The sequence below is a fragment of the Streptomyces sp. SM1 genome, assembly GCF_002910825.1.
Classification (GTDB): Bacteria; Actinomycetota; Actinomycetes; order Streptomycetales; family Streptomycetaceae; genus Streptomyces; species Streptomyces okerensis.
Window position 1 is genome coordinate 24,480 of record NZ_NEUB01000967.1, and the last position, 17,994, is coordinate 42,473.

Here is a 17,994-nt window from a genome sequence, read left to right on the forward strand (position 1 = left end):
CCGAAAGAAGTTCTGCACGATGGCTTCCTCTTTCCAGAGCACGGTGTTTCCCACCCTGCGCACCCCCGCCGGTCGCGTCCCAGCGGATGCGCCGCGCTGGAACCCCCAGCGCCCGAGCGCGATGCCGCATCACCGCTACCAGCCCGCACACCAGCGGGTCCCTCTGCCGCTGACGGACCGGACCTGGCCATCGCGACGGATCGAGCGGGCCCCGCTGTGGATGCCGGTCGACCTGCGCGACGGCAACCAGGCGCTGGCCGAGCCGATGGACACCGAGCGCAAGCGCCGGATGTTCGATCTCCTGGTCACCATGGGCTTCAAGGAGATCGAGGTAGGTTACCCCTCCGCCAGTCAGACCGACTTCGACTTCGTCCGGCACCTGGCCGACAGCGACGCCGTCCCCGACGACGTGACCATCTCCGTCTTCACTGCCGCCCGCCGGGATCTGATCGACCGGACCATCGCCTCCGTCGAGGGACTGCCCCGCACACTCGTCCACCTCTACACCGCGACCGCGCCCACCTGGCGGGACGTCGTCCTGGGCCGGTCCCGTGCGGAAGTCCATGAACTGATCCGGGACGCCGCCACCTACCTGGTACGCCGTGCCGATGAACAGCCGGGTGCCGACATCCGGTTCGAGTTCTCCCCCGAGGTCTTCAATCTGACGGAGCCGGACTTCGTCCTGGAGGTGTGCAACAGCCTGACGGAGCTGTGGGAGGCGAGCCCGGACAGGCCGGTGATCCACAATCTGCCCGCGACAGTGGAGATCGCCACTCCCAACGTGTACGCGGACCAGATCGAGTACATGGACCGCCACCTCGCGCGCCGCGACGCCGTGATCCTCTCCGTGCACCCGCACAACGACCGCGGCACCGGCGTCGCCTGCGCCGAACTCGCCGTCCTGGCAGGGGCGCAGCGCGTGGAGGGCTGCCTGTTCGGCAACGGCGAGCGCACCGGGAACGTCGACCTGGTGACCCTGGCCCTGAACCTGTACGCGCAGGGCGTCAATCCCATGATCGACTTCTCCGACATCGACGCGGTACGCGAGGCGGTGGAGCACTGCAACCGACTGCCGGTCCATCCCCGCCACCCCTACGGCGGCGACCTCGTGCACACGGCGTTCTCCGGCACTCACCAGGACGCCATCGCCAAGGGCATGGCCCATCACGCCAAGCAGGCCGCCGAGCAGGGCGTCCCCGCCGGCGAGGCACCGTGGGCGGTCCCGTATCTGCCCATCGACCCGGGAGACATCGGCCGCACGTACGAGGAAGTCATCCGCATCAACTCCCAGTCCGGCAAGGGCGGCATCGCCCACCTCCTGCACACCCACCACGGCCTGGACCTGCCCCGGGCGATGCGCCCGGACCTCTCCCGCGCGGTGCAGCAGGTCACCGACGCAACCGGTCAGGAGCTGTCCCCCAAGGAACTGTGGGAGCTCTTCCGCACGGCCTACGTCACCCCGGCCCTGGACGGCCCGGTCACCCTGGCCTCCTGGAACACCACGGAACCGGCTCCCGGCGAGCACCACTTCACCTGCACGCTGCTTACCGACGGACAGGAGCGCTCCTGCCAGGGCACCGGAAACGGGCCGCTGTCCGCTCTCGCCGACGCCTTGCGTACCGTCGGCATCGCCGTCGACATCCTCAGCTACAACGAGCACTCCACCACAACCGGCCCGGGCAGCCCGGCCGTCGCCTACGCCGAATGCCGCGTGAACGATGTCATCTGCTGGGGCGCGGGCTGGGACACCTCCGTCCTGACCGCATCGGTCCATGCGGTCATGGCTGCTGTCAACCGCTCCGGGCGAGCCTCCTCGTGAACGCAACCCCCGTACTCCGCGCGGAAGACGTGGATGTCGTCCGCGACGGCAATCCGATCCTGCGTGAGGTGTCGCTGACCGTACAAGCCGGCGAGCACTGGGCGCTGCTCGGCCCCAACGGGGCCGGCAAGAGCACTGTGCTCAGTCTTCTCGGGGCGCTCGCCCACCCCACCCGTGGCACGGTCGAGGTGCTTGGCCACCGTCTGGGCCGGGTCGACATGCGTCAGCTGCGCTCCTACGTCGGCCACGTCAACCCACGGCACGATCTGCGCTCACCGCTCAAGGTCCAAGACGTCGTACTGACCGGGCTGACCAACACCATCGAGCCTGTTCCGCGCTGGAGCCCGGCACCTGAGCAGATCGCGACGGCCGACCGCCTCATCGGTCTGCTCGGCCTCAGCGATCGCCACGGGGCACGGTGGCCGATCCTGTCCCAGGGAGAACGGGGCCGTGTGCTCATCGCCCGGGCGCTCATGCCAAGCCCGCGGCTCCTGCTCCTCGACGAGCCCGCGACCGGCCTGGATGTCGCCGGCCGCGAACAGCTCATCGAGCGGATCGACACGCTGCAGCACACCTACGCCGAACTCGCGTCCGTCCTGGTCACTCACCACCTGGAGGAACTTCCTCCCAGGACGAGCCACGTGATGCTGTTGCGCGACGGGCACTGTCTGGCCTCCGGTCCTGCCGATGAGGTCCTGACGAGCGACCAGGTCAGCAAGTGCTTCGACCATCCCATCCGCCTCGCGCGCGCGGATGGACGCTGGAGCGTGCGAGCCGGCCGCCCGGTCAGACCACGAGTCGGCTGAGGCCCCGCGGTGGTCGCGGTGGTGTGCACCCACCGGCGTGCACCACCGCGACCCGGTCCGTCAGGCCAGCGACGTCTCAGCCTTCTCGACGGTGCCCTGGGCCTGGTCCCAGTCCCCGCCGAAGTGATCCGCCAGAGCGTGAAGCCACCGCTCGATACCGAAGCCGACGCAGCTGGTAGATACCGGCCCGTGGCTGGACAGCGATATGGAGCACCGCTCCCCGAAGAAGGTGTTGTGGGTGTTCACGGAAGCGATCGCCATACCCCTGTAGAGGTATTCGTGCTTGACCGGCACGATCTGCTGGAAGGCGGCGCGCTCTCCGGACTGGTCGTAGAAGGGGTCGGAGGCCGCGCGGCGTTCCAGCGGCAGACCGATCTCTCCAGCGAGGGCGTCCAGGAAGCGTGCCGAGCGACCGAGGTGGTCCGTTACCTGATCCGGGGTTCCCAGCGCCACGACCTCGCGCATCCTGAACGCCTTGAGCCGGCGGAGTCCGTCGAAGTGGTCCTCGTTGCGGAAGCACTGCCCCACCAGGGTGACGAGTTCTCCTCCCAGAGGGACCTGCCGGTTCCGGTAGTGGAGGTACACGCCGTAGCAGGCGCTGGAGGGAAGTGCGAGACCTGCCGCGTGCAGTGAACCAGGACCGAACTCTCCCGCGACGGCCTCCTGCCCGACCTGCTCGATCCCGGCCACGGAAACATTCAGGGCCGAGGAGACGAGGGCGAGTTGGGGGAAGTTTCGGTAGACGTCGAGCAGAGCGAGGTCAGCCACCGGCAACAGCGGCGGCACGGTCAGTGAGACGGCACCCGATCCCTTGGCCCACCGAGTGAAGATGCGGTCCAGCGTCTCGGCGAGCCGCGTCGGCTCATCCTCCAGTGCGACGAGTCCTTCCGACACCCGTACACCGGTCTTGATGCTCATCTGAAGCTCCTTTGTGTGAACGCCTCATCTGACAGAGGAAGCCCCATCGGCAGCGTCGGGGCGGCATGTCAGGTGCCCGGCAGGCTGCGGCTCCTCTTCGCGAGGGAAGCGGGGACGCTGAGGGCGTGCGGCACGAACTCCGAGGCCAACACCCTTGACGGGAAGGGCTTTCCGCGTCCCGTGGCACTCGGTAAGGTAACACCTCAGAGGACCTGAGCACCTGAGCGGTTGCGCATCTACATACAGCGAACAGGACAGATTTTTCTATGAAAAAAGGACAACTCGGCTTCTTGACCAGCACGCACGCGGTCAACGACCTGTACCAGGGCGCGATCCCCGCGATGCTGCCGTTCCTGATGTCCGAACGCCACTACAGCTATGCCGCGGTCTCCGGCCTGGCGTTCGCGGCAAGCGGCGTCTCCAGTCTGTTCCAACCGCTGTTCGGCCTTCTCTCCGACCGCAAGCCACGGACCTGGCTCGTCCCTGCCGGCTTCATCACCGCCGCCCTGGGCGTGGTTGCAGCCGGGCTGTCCGGAAATTATGTGTTCACCTGGCTCTGTGTCGCGTTGGCCGGGATCGGCATCGCGGCCTATCATCCGCCCGCGACCAGCCAGGCCCGTGCCGCCGGCGGTTCCTCACAGAAGGCGATGAGCGTCTTCTCCGTTGGCGGGACGGTCGGCGGCGCCGCCGCACCAGCGCTGGTCACCCTCGTCATCGGGTCAGCGGGATTCGACGGGAGCTACTTGCTGGCCGCCCCCGCCCTGATCATGGCAGCCCTGTGGGCCATCAAGGGTCCCTGGATGCGATGGCGGGGCTACACGGAGACGGCTCCACTGGTGACCGCCACATCGGCAAAGTCCGCAGAGGACAGCACACGGCGAGCCGACGACTGGCGCGCCTTCGGCCGCCTGGTGGCCGTCATCATCGGCTGGTCCATCCCTTTCGTGACAGTCACCTCGCTGGTGTCCCTGCATGCGCAGCGTGATCTGGGCCAGTCCGCGGGGGCGGGTGCCGCCGTTCTCACCGTCTACACCGCAGCCGGCGCGGTGGGTACGTTGCTGGGTGGCTGGGTCGGCGACCGGTACGGCCGGATGACCTCAGTGCGCGTCGGGTACCTGGTGGCGTTCCCCGCCCTGCTGGGCATCGCCTGGGCCCCCGCGTTCCCGGTCCTCGTGGCGAGTGCCGCGCTGTTCGGCGCCGCCATGTTCCTGCCCTTCGCCGCTCAAGTCACGCTCGCCCAGGACTACTTGCCCAATCGCCCCGGCACGGCCAGTGGGCTGACCCTGGGGCTGGCCATGGCTGCCGGCGGTCTGTGTTCCCCCGCGTTCGGGTGGTTGGCTGATTCGAGCGGCCTGCGAGCGGCCTTCTACGCGTTGCTCATCGCATTCGTCATCCCCGTCGCCATGGCGATGCGCCTTCCCGACCGCGTTCTGGACTCACCCGGCCCGCAAGCGCCGGAACCTGTCGGGGCTGCGAATACCGGCAGCACGCAATAGGAATCTCGGCCAGTTCGCAACAGGGAACATCACCTCGCGCCACAGTTTGACGCCCGAAATATGAGATGGCCATTGAAAGTAACTTCACCGTTACGTAGCGTCTGATGCAGGCCGGGAAACGTTCCGTCCAACCAAGTAGCGGCACCACGGACCCGAAAGGTCCCGAGCCATGAAACCTGTGCGTCAGCTAGGAGAAGTCTGATGAAGATAAACTGGAATGACCACGAGGAACTGAAGGCCGAAGGGATAGCGCTGTCCCGGCGCTTCGCGTTCGGCCAGGAGATGTCCTGCCTCAAGGTGGTCGCCGACCAGTCCGGAGACCTCAACCTGCCGCCGCACTGGCACGAGAACGAGCAGTGGGTCGTCGTCACCGAGGGTTCCATCCGCTTCGTCTGCGACGAAACCGAATACGAACTGAACGCCGGTGACGTAGCCTACATCCCGTCCCGCCAGCGCCACACGGCCACCTTCGTCGGGAAGGAGGGCGCCGTTCTCCTAGAGTTCTCCGCTCCTCCGCGACTCGACCTCGCCCCCGGTTCGATCCTCCCATCCTCGATGAAATTCGACTAAATCCTGCCGGAAAGACTCGCCGCTTGTCAGCGACCACGCCGATGGGGGATCGAACGTGCGTAGCAGTGTATACGGCAGGGACATTTCAGAGATAACCATCCATGAGGCATTCGAGCAGGTGGCGTGGGAATTCCCGGAGCGGAATGCCGTCGTCACCGCCGAGAAAGCGGTGACCTACGCGGAGCTCGCCAGCAAGTCGCGTCGCATCGCTCAGCACCTGATCGGCCACGGCGTGCGGCCCGGCAGCGTCGTCCCCGTCGTGGCCCGCAGGTCACCGGACCTAGCCGCCGCCCTCCTCGGCATTCTCATGTCCGGCGGGGCCTACGGCGTCCTGGACGTAAGGTGGCCGATCCCTCGCATCACCCAGTTGCTGCGCACCATGCACTCCCCGGTCGTACTGGCGGACGCCGCAGGTTCCGCTCACCTCGACCAGGCGCAGATCAGCCACACCACCTTCGAAGACCTGCAGGGAACGGCCTCGCCCCCTGAGGCGCCGGCCGACCTGCCGCATGTCCCGCCGGACGCCTGCGCAACCCTCTTCTGGACATCGGGGAGCACTGGCAGTCCCAAGGGGGTTCTGTCTCCGCACCGGGCCACAACGAGATTGTTCGCCCCGAAGGGTTTCATGGACTTCGGCGAGCATCCGGTGATGATCCACGCGGCGGCGGTCGCCTGGGACGCCTTCACCCTGGAGCTGTGGGGCATGCTGCTCAGCGGCGGAACCGTTGTCGTACACGAGGGCGATCTCCTTCTACCGCCCGCGATCCGCACCTACGTGCGCGATCTGGGAGCCACCCACCTCTTCCTCACGCCATCGCTCTTCGACGTGATCGCGGGCGGCGACATCGACTGCCTCGGCGGTCTGCGCGCCGTACTGCTCGGAGGGGACAAGCCGCCTGCGGCGAACTGCCGGAAGCTTCTCAACGCCTACCCGCACATCGAGTTGTACAACGGCTACGGCCCCGTCGAGTCATGCGTGTTCGCCACGGTCCACCGAATCGCCGAAGACGACACGCATGCGACGGCCGGAATCCCGGCCGGACTTCCCGTGCCTGGCACAGAGCTGTATGTCACGCGCGACGGCGCCCCGGTTCAGCGGGGTGAGACAGGCGAGGTGGCGATCGGCGGAGCGGGGCTCGCCCTCGGCTATCTGAACGCACCCGACCAGACAGCCGCCGTTTTTCAGCAGATCACGGTCGACGCGGACAGAATCCCGGTCTATCTGACCGGTGACCAGGGCTGGATGGACGACTCCGGCGTCATGCATTTTGTCGGCCGCACGGACGCACAGATCAAAATTGCAGGGCATCGTATTGAACCGGCAGAGATCGAGTCGGCTGTTCACGCTCTGGGCAGTACGCGATCTGTCATCATGCCCATCCCGGATCGCAGCGGAACGCCCCGCATCATCCTGTTCGCCGAAATGCCCCACAAGTCCATGACCGAGCTGGAAATGCAAGGCCGCCTCAGGGAAACGCTGCCTGCCTACATGGTGCCTTCCAAAGTGCACTTCGTCTCCTCAATGCCGCTCCTGGAAAACACGAAAGTCAACAAGAGGGAGCTTTCGGTGCGCTTCGGCTACACCTCCTGAGTGCCCGCCGAGATTCCCCAACCACAAGTGCCAGACCCCGTGCACAGGCAAGGAATCGACACTTGAGTACACAGAACCACACGGAAGAGAAATTCTCCGTTGCGCTCGAATCCATCCAGAGTAAACGCCGGATAGAGTGCGTCATGGAGGCGGCGAACGCGCTCCTCGATCGGTATGCGGCACAGCCCGACCCCGAAGAGCGCCTGAAACTCGTCTTCGAACTCATCCGGAGAAACTTCACCCCGGAAATAGCCGTCGTCTTCGGGAGCTTGGCGCTCGGCACCGACGGACTGGTCGGTGTTGCCGGGACGGAGGCCGTTCCTCCTGTACCACCTGGAGGCCTTCGAGGTCAGACAGTTTTCCACTGCAAAATCTTTGGACCTGACAGAAGGAACGGCTCGCTCACCGCCTTCTACACGGAACCCGGCTCCATGGGGCTGACCAACGCCGAATGGCTCGCGGCGATGCGTCTGCTTGCCGGCATCGCCGGCCTGGGCGTCGGGGGGCATGTGACATGCCCGGCGTAGCGACCGTGGAGTCGCCGACGAGCCTCTTGGCACAGCCGTACTGGTACCGGCACTTGCCGGCAGCGGCGGATGTGCACCAGCTGGACGAGGGGCTGTTCGCCGTGACGAGCAATGCGGCCGTGCAGGAAGCACTCGCCCACCCCTCGATCGTGGCCGAGCATCCGCTCAAAGCCAGCGCGCGCGCCTTCGGCCCCAACGTGCTCGACGCCGACGGGCCGAGTCACCGAGCTTTCCGTGCCCTCCTGGCTCCGATTCTGTCCGCCGGACGCATCGCGGAGTACAAACAGGCACTGATGCCCGGACTGGTCCACGACCTGGTCGACAGCATCGCAGGCATCGAGACCGACGACTTCTACAACTCCTTCGCTCACAAGGTGCCGTACGGAATCGTGTCCACGATCCTCGGCATCGACGCCTCGCTGGAAGACCGGTTCCACGAGCTGACCCGTCCTCTGGCACGGCTTCTGGATTACCCGACCGAGGAGACCGACGAGACACACGCCAACGTCACCGCGCTGCTGCGGATGATCGAGGAACAGCGGGCGACCAAGACCGCAGGCGCGCGGTCTCTGCTGGAGACCATCGAGCGGACCAGGGATCTCAAGGGCATCTCACTGACCGACAGCGAAGTGCGGTCGACGGCGCTGCTGTTCTTCCTGGCCGGTACGGAGACCAGCAGCGCATTCATCACCTCACTCGTGTATTGCATGGGACGCGGCATCTTCAGCCTGGACGAGCTTCGCGACGAGACGGTCCGCGACCGCTACGTCGAAGAGGTCCTGAGGCTTTATCCGCCTGTGCAGACGATCGTTCGGTTCGCGAGCGAGGACCTGATCGTACAGGGTGTGGAAGTGCCGCGGCACTCGGCCGTGCTGGCCTCGATCGCCGGCGCCAATCGTGACCCGCGGGTCTTCGACCACCCTGACCGGTTCCAGATCGGCAGGAGCCTGAAGGGCTCGATCCCGTTCGCGGTCGGAGCACACGCGTGCCCTGGGGCCATGCTCGCCAAGGCTGAGTTCTCGCTGCTCATCGAGCAGATCATCCAGCGCTGCTCGGATGTGGTCGTCACCCGCGACCGCCTCGGCATGGAAAGCCAGTCGTTCTCCCATCCCGCCGATTTTTCCGTCGAGTTCCGGACAAGGTAAGAGAAAGAGGACACAGTGGAAAGCAAGATAGCGTCGCTGCGCAAGTGGCTCGACGGACTGCACGAGGGGCCGCTCGACATCCAGGACGACACCGACCTGATCCAGTCAGGTACGGTGACCAGCCTCCAGTTCGTCCAGATGGTCATCGAGATCGAGCGCCTGCACGGTCAGAAGCTGGACCCGGGTGTCATCAACATAGAGTCGATGCGCACGCTCAGGGCCATCGACGCGACCGTCTTCCAGGCCGCCTGATGAAAGAGGACGTCTCCCGCGTGGCGGTGGTCTCCGGAACCTCGTCCGGGATCGGCGCGGCCGTGGCAACGGAGTTCCTGCGCCGGGAGTACACCGTCATCGGCCTGTCCCGGCGCGGCAACCCCGCCCTCGCGAAGGAAGAGGGCTACGTCGACCTCATCGCCGACTTGCGTGACGAAGAAGCCGTGCGCGCCGCCCTCACCTCCGCGGGCGACGCCACCGTGAACGGGGTCAGGGCCGTGGTGCTCAACGCCGGCTCCTCGCCGGAACCGGCAGACCTCGTCAAGGTCGAGTGGCAGGTAGCAGCGGACACCTACGAGACGAACGTACGCACGGCGCTGAACCTCATCCAGACATCGGCTCCGTTGCTCAAGCAGAGTGGCGGCGGCTCACTGACGTTCGTCGGGGCGAGTCTGGCAAACGGCTACAAGCCCGAACGCTGGGCGTACGCGGCCAGCAAGGCTGCGATGACCACCCTGATGCGAGCGTGCTCGGTCGAGTTCGCCAACGACGGCGTCGTGGCGAACGAGGTACGTCCTGGCCCCGTGGCGACCGCCATGACGATGGCCGGGCTGGACGGCGAGGTGAACGAACAGATCATCCGCGCCATCAACGCGGGATTCGGAACGGACTGGCTCAAGTCGCCGCGCACTGTGGCGGAGTGGATCGTCGCCATCGCTGAGTTCCCGCCGAACGGACCCACCGGCCAGGTCTTCAACTACAGCCGCAAGGTTCTGTAACCCAGAGAAAGGCAGACAGACACCCATGTCGAACTACCCCTCCTCCGAGCAGCTGCTCGACCTGTTCAACTGGGCCTCTCCCGGCATGCTGGTCACCGACGCCGACGGCGCCGTGGTGCTGGCCAACAAGGCCGCCACGGAGCTTCTGAGGGACAACGCTGCGGCCGGCAGCAAGCTCGCCGGTGTCCTGGGCATCGACGACTACGACGCCCTTCTGACGGCCGGGAAGCCGGTGGAGAACCAAAAGGCGGCCTTCACGAACCCCGACTTTGCCTCCGGGTACGCCAACGTCGGCTTCGGTGAGGTCAACGGCAAGACCTACGGTTTCTGGGCCCTGCGCCCGGTCACCACCCATCCGACTCCCTCCCCCGCACCGGGCGAGGGCCCCTCCACCGCCCAGACATGGATCAACCAGGTGGACCAGTCCAGCGAGCCCTACACGCCGGTCGGTGAAGACGCGGTCAAGTTCATCCAGGCGTACTACGACCACTGCCCGGTCGCCATCCACCTCATCGAGGAGGACGGCACGGTCGCCCACGCGAACTGGAAGGACATCGCGATCGTCGGGGCGAGCGAACAGCCCGACACCTACGTCGGACACCACATCCGGCACATCTACGCCGACCAGCACGTCGTGGAGGACTTCCTGGGCCGGTGGGGCGAGGACGCGCCGATCATCGACTTCCGCGCGGACTTCCTCAACAAGGGGGAGCGGGTTCCGGTAGTGATCTTCTCCACGGCCAAGGTCGAGAACAACAAGCTCAAGAACACCCGCTGCTTCGTCTTCCCCGACAGTCACCCGGACCGCGAGCGGGACAAGGTCAAGGCGCTGGACCTCAGCTTCTGAGCCGCACAGTGCCAAGAGTCGCGTTCCAGGCCGCCTCCCCGCCGATGTCCCCGGCCTGAGACACGGTTCACCCGCTCCCCCGGAACAGCGGTGCTCAACAGAAACGCCGGGCCCCGGCGAGCAACCCTCGCCGGGGCCTGTTCGTGCCCACAAAGCCCGTAACGCACTCGGAGTGAACATGGCTCACACATCTGCCCGACAAGACGGTTGGCTCATCGGTTGGGATCCCGAAGACGAGGATGCCTGGCACAAGGGCGGTCGTCGGATCGCCCGCCGCAACCTCGTCCTCTCCGTCCTCTCCGAGCACGTGGGATTCTCGGTATGGACTCTGTGGTCCGTCCTCGTTCTGTTCATGTCTCCCGAGATCGGTCTCGGTTTCAGCCCCGGCGAGAAGTTCCTCCTGGTGGCCACACCTACCGTCGTCGGCTCGCTCCTCCGCCTGCCGTACAGCTACGCCGTGACCCGCTTCGGCGGACGGAACTGGACTGTGTTCGCCACCGGAATCCTGCTGGTGCCCACGCTGCTGGCCCTGTACTTCGTTCAGCGGCCCGGCACTCCGCTGTGGGTGTTCATGGCGATCGGTGCCCTGGCGGGCGTCGGGGGAGGCAACTTCGCCTCCTCAATGACGAACATCACCGCCTTCTACCCACAGCGCCACCAGGGCTGGGCACTCGGTCTCAACGCGGGCGGCGGAAACCTCGGCGTCGCGGCGGTCCAGCTCATCGGACTCCTGGTCATCTCCATCGCGGGCGACACCCATCCCTCGTACGTCGCGGCCGTCTACCTGCCTCTGATCGTGGTGGTCGCACTGCTGTCGGCGTGGAAGATGGACAACGTCGATGCCGTACGAGCCGAGCCCGGCGCCCAACGCGAGGCGGCCCGAGACCACGACACCTGGTGGATCTCCCTTCTCTACATCGGCACCTTCGGCTCGTTCATCGGCTACGGCTTCGCTTTCGGCCTCGTCCTGCAGAACGAGTTCGGCGCCTCGCCCCGGGAAGCCGTCGGCTACACCTTCCTCGGCCCACTGCTGGGATCCATCGCCCGCCCGCTCGGCGGCCGGCTGGCCGACCGCATGGGCGGCGCACGCGTGACCTTCTGGAACTTCCTCGGTATGGGTGCGGGCACTGCTGTGCTCATCGTGGCGGCCGGGCTGAACTCGTTCGGAATGTTCATCGTCGGCTTCACCGCCCTGTTCGTCCTCAGCGGCCTGGGCAACGGTTCGACGTACAAGATGATCCCGGCCGTCTATGCGAAGAAGGCCGAGGACGAGATCGCCTCCGGCCGCGACGCCGGCGATGCCTTCGCCCGTGCCCGACGCCTGTCCGGCGCAGTCATCGCGATCGCCGGCGCCATCGGGGCGCTCGGCGGTGCCGCCATCGACTTCGCGTTCAAACTCGCCTACACCGATGGATCCGGCTCCGGCGCTCCCGCCTTCGTCGCCTTCCTTGCCTACTACGCGCTGTGCCTGACCGTGATCCGGGTCGTCTACCTCCACCGCATTCCGACCGCAGTCAAGGCCCCAGACATTGCGAAGGAAACCAGCCGTGTCTGAACTGCCCGCTCCCATACCCGAGGCGAACACCCATTGCCCTTACTGCGCCTTGCAGTGCGGCACACAATTGCGTGGTGACGCCGCTGTCGGGGTCAAGGTGCAGCCGAGGGACTTCCCGGTCAACCTGGGCCGGTTGTGCCAGAAGGGCTGGACTGCCACCGAGGTCCTGAACACCGCCGACCGGCTGACGCGGCCGCTGGTCCGCGGAGCAGACGGTCGTCTCCAGCCAGCCTCCTGGGACACCGCGCTGGACACTGTGGCGGAGGGCCTGAACCGGATCCGCACTCAGCACGGGCCGGATGCCGTAGCCGTCTTCGGCGGCGGTGGCCTGACCAATGAGAAGGCGTACCTGCTGGGCAAGTTCGCACGCGTGACCCTGGGCACGAGCCAGATCGACTACAACGGCCGGTTCTGCATGTCGTCCGCCGCAACGGCCGGCAACGCGGCATTCGGGCTCGACCGGGACCTGCCCTTCCCCGTCGCCGACCTCAGGAGCGCCCAGACCGTACTGCTGGCGGGGGCGAACGTCGCCGAGACCATGCCGCCGCTGATGCAGCACCTCGACCAGAGCCAACTGATCGTCATGGATCCCCGGCGCACTGCCACGGCCCAGCGCGCGGCACTTCACCTGCAGCCCGCACCCGGCACCGACCTCGCACTCGCCCTCGGCCTGCTGCACATCGCCGTCGTGGAAGGCTTGATCGACCAGGATTACGTCCGCAAGCGCACTTACGGCTTCGACTCCGCAGCGCAACGCGCCATGGCATGGTGGCCGGAGCGAGTCGAGGAGATCACCGGTGTTGCCGCGAGAACTCAGCGCCGAGCGGTTCGCATGCTCGCCGAATCCCGGAGCGCGTACGTCCTGACCGGCCGAGGCGTCGAGCAGCACAGCAAGGGGACCGACACCGTCGCGGGGTTCATCAACGTCGCACTCGCCCTCGGACTGCCGGGGCGGATCGGCAGCGGGTACGGGTGCCTGACCGGGCAGGGCAATGGTCAGGGCGGCCGGGAACACGGGCAGAAGGCCGATCAGTTGCCTGGCTATCGCTCCATCAGCGATCCGACGGCGCGGGCCCACGTCGCTCGTGTATGGGGCGTGGCACCGACCGGCCTGCCAGGTCCCGGGCGCAGCGCCTATGAGCTTCTGGACGTGCTGGGCAGGGAGCAAGGACCGCGAGGACTGCTCGTCTTCGGCTCGAACCCGGCCGTTTCAGCCCCGCACGCCTCGCACGTGACCGAGCGGCTCGCATCACTCGACCTCCTGGTCGTGGCCGACTTCGTGCCCTCGGAAACAGCCCGCATGGCCGATGTGGTGCTGCCCGTCACGCAGTGGGCGGAGGAGGAGGGAACCTTGACCAGCCTCGAAGGCCGGGTGCTGCGCCGCCGTCCGCTGCTGCCGCCTCCGCCGGAGGTGCGAAGTGACCTTCAGGTCCTGCACGACCTGGCCGTGCGGCTGGGCGAGCGGGCCGGCCGCTACCCTGCTGATCCGCGCGAGGTCTTCGAGGAGCTGCGCGCCGCGTCCCGCGGCGGAAGGGCCGACTATTCAGGCATCACTTACGAGCGTCTGGACGCCGGAGAGACCCTGCACTGGCCCTGCCCGGACACTCGGGCGCCGCATCCGGGCACACCTCGGCTCTTCCTTGACCGGTTTGCCCACCCCGACGGCAGGGCCCGGTTCGCAGACGTGGACTATCGAGGACCGGCAGAAGAGATCAGCCCCTCGTACCCCCTCTACGCGACGACCGGCAGGGTTCTGGCCCACTACCAGTCGGGAGCCCAGACACGCCGGGTCGCGGAGCTGAACGAGCCGGTTCCCGAGGCGTTCCTCGAAGTCCACCCCGACACCGCGGCCCGGTGCGGGCTGGCCGACCGGAGCCTCGCGCGGGTCACCTCCGCGCGCGGCGGTATGACGGCCCGGGTGAGGCTGGACGCGACGATGCGTCTGGACACCGTGTTCGTGCCCTTCCACTTTCCGGACGAAGGCCGGGCGAACCTGTTCACCCACCCGGCTCTGGACCCGCGCAGCGGCATGCCCGAATTCAAGGTGTGCGCCGTGCGGATCGCCCCTTACCAGGAGTGACGCCTTGAACAACGTCCTGATCGTCGACAACGGGGCGGTGGCCCAGCGGCTCGCGGAACGTATGCGCCACCACGGTTACGAGGGAACCCTCACCACGCTGGCGGCTGAACCCGCGGACTCCCGCCGCCGGCCGCCGTTCCCCTCCGGCACCCGCACGGTGACTGCCCTGGACCGGGAACGGCACCGGGTACTGGCACACGTGAGCGGGACGGAGACCGCGTATCCCTACGACACGCTGGTCCTCGCACCGGAAGCAAGACCCCTGATCCCTGGCATCCCTGGTCTGGTCAGCGCAAAGGGGTACCTGACGGAGGGAGTTGTCGCACTGGGCACGGCCTCCGGCAGGGCCCGGATCACCGGCGACACCGTGGTCGTCCTCGGCGAGGACGCCCTCGCGGTGGAAACCGCCAGCACGCTCGCCGCTCGCAGCGTCGACACCACCCTGGTCTGCGCTTCCCCCTATCCCCTGTACACGCGGCTGGGCGAAACCTGCAGCGCAATGCTCTCCGAACAACTGGAGCAGGCCGGGGTCACCGTGATCGGCGGCAAGACCGCTGTGCGCCGCGTGCCAGGCCACCTCCGTCTGGAGGACGGAACCACGCTCCGCGCCGACACGCTCGCCCTGTGCACCGGAGCCGCCCCCGACACCCGGCTCGCCCTCGACGCCGATCTGGACGTACACGACGGCATCGTGGTCGATGACCAGTTACGTACGAGTGACCCCCGTATCCACGCCATCGGTGACTGTGCCGAGTACGACGGCCACCTCATGGCGGGCGTCGGTGCCGCCTGGGAGCAGGCCGAAACCCTCGCCGAGATCCTCACCGGCCGCGCTGCGGCGTACAGGCCTCGCCCGTCCGCGCTGCGCCTGGGCACCGACGTGGCCGACGTGTGCACCATCGGCTCACTCGCCGATCTGCACCAGCCCGGCACTCGGCTGATCAGCCTCACCGACCGGGCCAACCGGCGCTATGCACGTCTCGCACTGCGTGACGAGCGCGTCATTGCCGCCGTGCTGTTCGGCCTGCCGCAGGCCATCGCCACGATCAGACTGCTCCACCGGCAGGGGCAGCGGCTTCCCTCCGACCGGCTCGGCCTGCTGCTGGGCCTGCCTCCCAGGCCGGCGTCGCACAGCGCCGAAGTGAACGAGAACGCGCCGGTCTGCCTGTGCAACAACGTCTCGAGGCAGACGCTGTTCCAGGCATGGCAGGCCGGCTCTCACACCGTCACGGCGCTCGCCGAGGCGGCCCGGGCCACAACAGGTTGCGGCGGCTGCAGCCGGTCCGTGGAGGAATTGTGCGGCGCCTGGGCGCGGGAAACCCGAAGCGAACTGGAGAAGGCATCGTGACGCGGACGCTCCTCGTCGCCGGGCACGGCATGGTCGGCCACCGGCTCGTCGACCAGCTCAGAGCCCTGGACACCGACCGTACCTGGCGCATCGTCATCGCGGCCGAGGAGCACTACCCCGCTTATGACCGCGTCGGCCTCTCCTCCTATCTGGACGGCAAGAGCAAGAGTGACCTCACCCTTGCCGGGGCGGATCTCCTCAACGACCCCCGGGTGGACCTCCTTCTGGGCTGCCCTGTCGTTTCCGTGGACCGAGCCGCCCGTACGGCCCGGACAGCCCACGACGACCGCATCCCCTACAACGCCCTGGTACTGGCCACCGGCTCGCGTCCGTTCGTTCCCCCGGTTCCCGGACGCGACCTGAGCGGCTGCTTCGTGTACCGCACCTTCGACGACCTCGATGCCCTACGCGCCGCCGCGCGTCCCGGGCGCCCGGGCGTCGTCGTCGGAGGCGGGCTTCTCGGCCTGGAGGCAGCGAACGCCCTGCGTCTGCTCGGTATGCGCCCCCATGTCGTGGAAACGGGCCCTCACCTGATGCCGGCGCAGCTCGATGCGGGCGCCGCACGGGTGCTGCTCCGCCATGTCACCAGGCTTGGCCTGCGGGTGCACTGCGGCACGGCCACAGCTTCGATCGACGCCGGCGCCGATGGCAAGGTGCGTGCTGTCACGCTCTCGGACGGGACCGTCCTGGAGGCCGACGTGGTGCTCTTCGCCGCAGGCATCCGGCCACGGGACGAACTGGCCGGCACCATGGACCTCGAGCGCGGCGAGCGCGGCGGCATCGCCGTCGACGATCTCTGCCACACCGGTGACGAGCGGGTATGGGCCATCGGTGAATGCGCTGCCGTGAACGGACGCTGCCACGGCCTGGTCGCTCCCGGATACCGCATGGCCGACAGCGTGGCACGCCAGTTGACGGGGCAGACCCCTGAGCCCTTCGACGGCACCGACGCCTCGACCACTCTGAAGCTTCTCGGCGTGGAGATCGCCACCTTCGGCACCACCGGTCCCGACGACGGCCCCGCGGTCGAAGCCGTCTTCGCCGAGGGATCCGACCGCTACGCCAAGATCCTTCTGAGCCGGCACAGCGGTGACCTGCTGGGAGGAATCCTGGCAGGCGACACCGGTTCCTTGACGACGGTCCGATCACTGATCGGCCGTCGGCCCCCCGCGGACCTGGAGCAACTGCTCCTGCCCTGAACCCTCCCCATCGCCATCACAAAGGAACTCTGCGTTGAAGACGATCGCTTTCCTCGGCCTCGGCACCATGGGCAGTCCGATGGCTGTCAACCTGTGCAAAGCCGGATACACCGTGCACGGCTGGAACCGCAGCGACAACAGGACAGGGCCTCTGCTTGCGGCAGGCGGACGAACCGCCGCGTCGATACGCGAAGCGGTCCGCGACGCCGAGGTCGTGATCACCATGCTTCCGGACGCGCCCCAGGTCGAGGAGGTCGCCTACGGCCCTGAGGGAATCCTGGCCAATGCCCTGCCGGGGGTGCTGCTGATCGACATGTCCACCATCGCCCCGCAGAGTTCGATCGAACTTGCGCGCAACGCCGCCGCACACGACATCCGTGTCCTGGACGCCCCGGTCGCAGGCGGTGAGGCCGGTGCGGTCGAAGGACTCCTGTCGATCATGGTCGGCGGTGATGCCGACGCCTTCGAGGAGGCAAGGCCGGTCTTCGAAGCCCTCGGCAGGACCATCACACACTGCGGTACCCATGGTCTTGGTCAAACAGTGAAAGCCGCCAACCAGTTGGTTCTCGCAATCAACATGCAGGCGTGCGCGGAAGCCGTGGTCTTCCTCGAGAAGTCGGGCGTGGATCTCGAAACCGCCCTCGACATACTGAGCGGCGGCCTCGCTGGCTCGAACGTCCTCACCCGCAAGAAGATCACCTTCCTGAACCGCGACTACACGCCCAGCTTCAAGATGGGCCTCCACCACAAGGACATGGGCATCGTCACCGACACCGCACGTGCCATCGGTGCCGCCATCCCCCTCGGCAGCGTCGCTGCGCAGCTCATGGCGTCCGCCGTGGCCCGCGGAGACGGAGGGCTCGATCACTCCGCCCTGCTGCGTGGCGTCGAACTCCTGAGCGGACACGGCCGACCGCAGGAGTAGGAGATACGTCCGGCCCGACTGCCAAAAAATTTCGGGCGGCGATGTCAAGACCCCATGACCGGCTCCGTCCCCGAGGCGAACCCGACCACCATGGGTCGTACCGGCACCGAGGAGAACCACGATGGCCTAGACGAGTCTTTCCAAATGCCTGCGGGCACGAAGAGAGGGTGCTCATG

Annotated in this window: 16 protein-coding genes; 15 read left to right on the top strand and 1 reads right to left on the bottom strand. The window is 67.1% G+C overall.

Translation table 11 applies throughout. From position 1 onward, the window contains the following. Nucleotides 1-19 precede the first annotated feature (19 nt). A complete protein-coding gene (gene leuA, locus B9S61_RS33985) occupies nt 20-1,819 on the top strand; it encodes a 2-isopropylmalate synthase (protein WP_181007654.1) in 1,800 nt (599 codons plus the stop codon). Then, nucleotides 1,816-2,625, top strand: a complete 810-nt coding sequence (locus B9S61_RS33990) for an ABC transporter ATP-binding protein (RefSeq protein ID WP_258040004.1) — start codon at nt 1,816-1,818, stop codon at nt 2,623-2,625. The genes leuA and B9S61_RS33990 overlap by 4 nt, the downstream gene beginning before the upstream one ends. A 60-nt stretch (nt 2,626-2,685) precedes the next feature. Here the strand turns inward: B9S61_RS33990 and B9S61_RS33995 are convergent, their stop codons facing one another. Next, nucleotides 2,686-3,543: a hypothetical protein gene (locus B9S61_RS33995; protein WP_103545621.1), complete on the bottom strand. Its 858-nt coding sequence runs from the start codon at nt 3,541-3,543 to the stop codon at nt 2,686-2,688. Nucleotides 3,544-3,833: 290 nt separating this feature from the next. Here B9S61_RS33995 and B9S61_RS34000 point away from each other — a divergent pair, with 290 nt between their 5' ends. The 13 genes from B9S61_RS34000 to B9S61_RS34055 all read left to right on the top strand — a co-directional run bounded on the left by B9S61_RS34000 (nt 3,834) and on the right by B9S61_RS34055 (nt 17,818). Continuing rightward, entirely contained in the window at nt 3,834-5,039 is a 1,206-nt protein-coding gene (locus B9S61_RS34000) for an MFS transporter (RefSeq protein ID WP_258040005.1), read from the top strand. Nucleotides 5,040-5,240: 201 nt separating this feature from the next. Beyond that, nucleotides 5,241-5,609, top strand: coding sequence for a cupin domain-containing protein (locus B9S61_RS34005; protein ID WP_103545623.1), 369 nt, complete (start codon nt 5,241-5,243; stop codon nt 5,607-5,609). A gap of 55 nt (nt 5,610-5,664) precedes the next feature. Then, the gene (locus tag B9S61_RS34010; RefSeq protein ID WP_103545624.1) at nt 5,665-7,200 is read left to right on the top strand and encodes an amino acid adenylation domain-containing protein; all 1,536 of its coding nucleotides are present in this window, start codon (nt 5,665-5,667) and stop codon (nt 7,198-7,200) included. Nucleotides 7,201-7,262: 62 nt separating this feature from the next. Further along, nucleotides 7,263-7,727 (top strand): hypothetical protein, encoded by a 465-nt coding sequence (locus B9S61_RS40490; protein ID WP_146065021.1) that lies wholly within the window; start codon nt 7,263-7,265, stop codon nt 7,725-7,727. Continuing rightward, a complete protein-coding gene (locus B9S61_RS34015) occupies nt 7,715-8,872 on the top strand; it encodes a cytochrome P450 (protein WP_181007655.1) in 1,158 nt (385 codons plus the stop codon). The genes B9S61_RS40490 and B9S61_RS34015 overlap by 13 nt, the downstream gene beginning before the upstream one ends. 15 nt (nt 8,873-8,887) lie before the next feature. Further along, complete coding sequence (locus tag B9S61_RS34020) at nt 8,888-9,124, top strand: phosphopantetheine-binding protein (protein ID WP_103545626.1); 237 nt, start codon at nt 8,888-8,890, stop codon at nt 9,122-9,124. Then, nucleotides 9,124-9,864 (top strand): SDR family NAD(P)-dependent oxidoreductase, encoded by a 741-nt coding sequence (locus B9S61_RS34025; protein WP_103545627.1) that lies wholly within the window; start codon nt 9,124-9,126, stop codon nt 9,862-9,864. Before B9S61_RS34020 ends, B9S61_RS34025 begins: the two co-directional genes overlap by 1 nt. Nucleotides 9,865-9,889: 25 nt before the next feature. Further along, the gene (locus B9S61_RS34030) at nt 9,890-10,711 is read left to right on the top strand and encodes a PAS domain-containing protein (RefSeq protein WP_103545628.1); all 822 of its coding nucleotides are present in this window, start codon (nt 9,890-9,892) and stop codon (nt 10,709-10,711) included. A 178-nt stretch (nt 10,712-10,889) separates the two neighbouring features. Then, nucleotides 10,890-12,266, top strand: coding sequence for a NarK/NasA family nitrate transporter (locus tag B9S61_RS34035; protein ID WP_103545629.1), 1,377 nt, complete (start codon nt 10,890-10,892; stop codon nt 12,264-12,266). Beyond that, nucleotides 12,259-14,346: a molybdopterin oxidoreductase family protein gene (locus B9S61_RS34040; RefSeq protein WP_103545630.1), complete on the top strand. Its 2,088-nt coding sequence runs from the start codon at nt 12,259-12,261 to the stop codon at nt 14,344-14,346. Before B9S61_RS34035 ends, B9S61_RS34040 begins: the two co-directional genes overlap by 8 nt. Before the next feature lie 4 nt (nt 14,347-14,350). Continuing rightward, the gene (locus tag B9S61_RS34045; RefSeq protein ID WP_103545631.1) at nt 14,351-15,694 is read left to right on the top strand and encodes an FAD-dependent oxidoreductase; all 1,344 of its coding nucleotides are present in this window, start codon (nt 14,351-14,353) and stop codon (nt 15,692-15,694) included. Next, nucleotides 15,691-16,893, top strand: a complete 1,203-nt coding sequence (locus tag B9S61_RS34050; RefSeq protein WP_103545632.1) for an NAD(P)/FAD-dependent oxidoreductase — start codon at nt 15,691-15,693, stop codon at nt 16,891-16,893. Before B9S61_RS34045 ends, B9S61_RS34050 begins: the two co-directional genes overlap by 4 nt. Before the next feature lie 34 nt (nt 16,894-16,927). Next, the gene (locus B9S61_RS34055; RefSeq protein WP_181007656.1) at nt 16,928-17,818 is read left to right on the top strand and encodes a 2-hydroxy-3-oxopropionate reductase; all 891 of its coding nucleotides are present in this window, start codon (nt 16,928-16,930) and stop codon (nt 17,816-17,818) included. The last annotated feature ends 176 nt before the right edge of the window (nt 17,819-17,994 follow it).

What these genes read in the sequence shown, in the direction of transcription:
- B9S61_RS33995 (WP_103545621.1), bottom strand. Translation starts at nt 3,543, where the DNA reads ATGAGCATCAAGACCGGTGTACGGGTGTCGGAAGGACTCGTCGCACTG.
- leuA (WP_181007654.1), top strand. Translation starts at nt 20, where the DNA reads ATGGCTTCCTCTTTCCAGAGCACGGTGTTTCCCACCCTGCGCACCCCC.
- B9S61_RS34030 (WP_103545628.1), top strand. Translation starts at nt 9,890, where the DNA reads ATGTCGAACTACCCCTCCTCCGAGCAGCTGCTCGACCTGTTCAACTGG.
- B9S61_RS34035 (WP_103545629.1), top strand. Translation starts at nt 10,890, where the DNA reads ATGGCTCACACATCTGCCCGACAAGACGGTTGGCTCATCGGTTGGGAT.
- B9S61_RS34015 (WP_181007655.1), top strand. Translation starts at nt 7,715, where the DNA reads ATGCCCGGCGTAGCGACCGTGGAGTCGCCGACGAGCCTCTTGGCACAG.
- B9S61_RS34025 (WP_103545627.1), top strand. Translation starts at nt 9,124, where the DNA reads ATGAAAGAGGACGTCTCCCGCGTGGCGGTGGTCTCCGGAACCTCGTCC.
- B9S61_RS34005 (WP_103545623.1), top strand. Translation starts at nt 5,241, where the DNA reads ATGAAGATAAACTGGAATGACCACGAGGAACTGAAGGCCGAAGGGATA.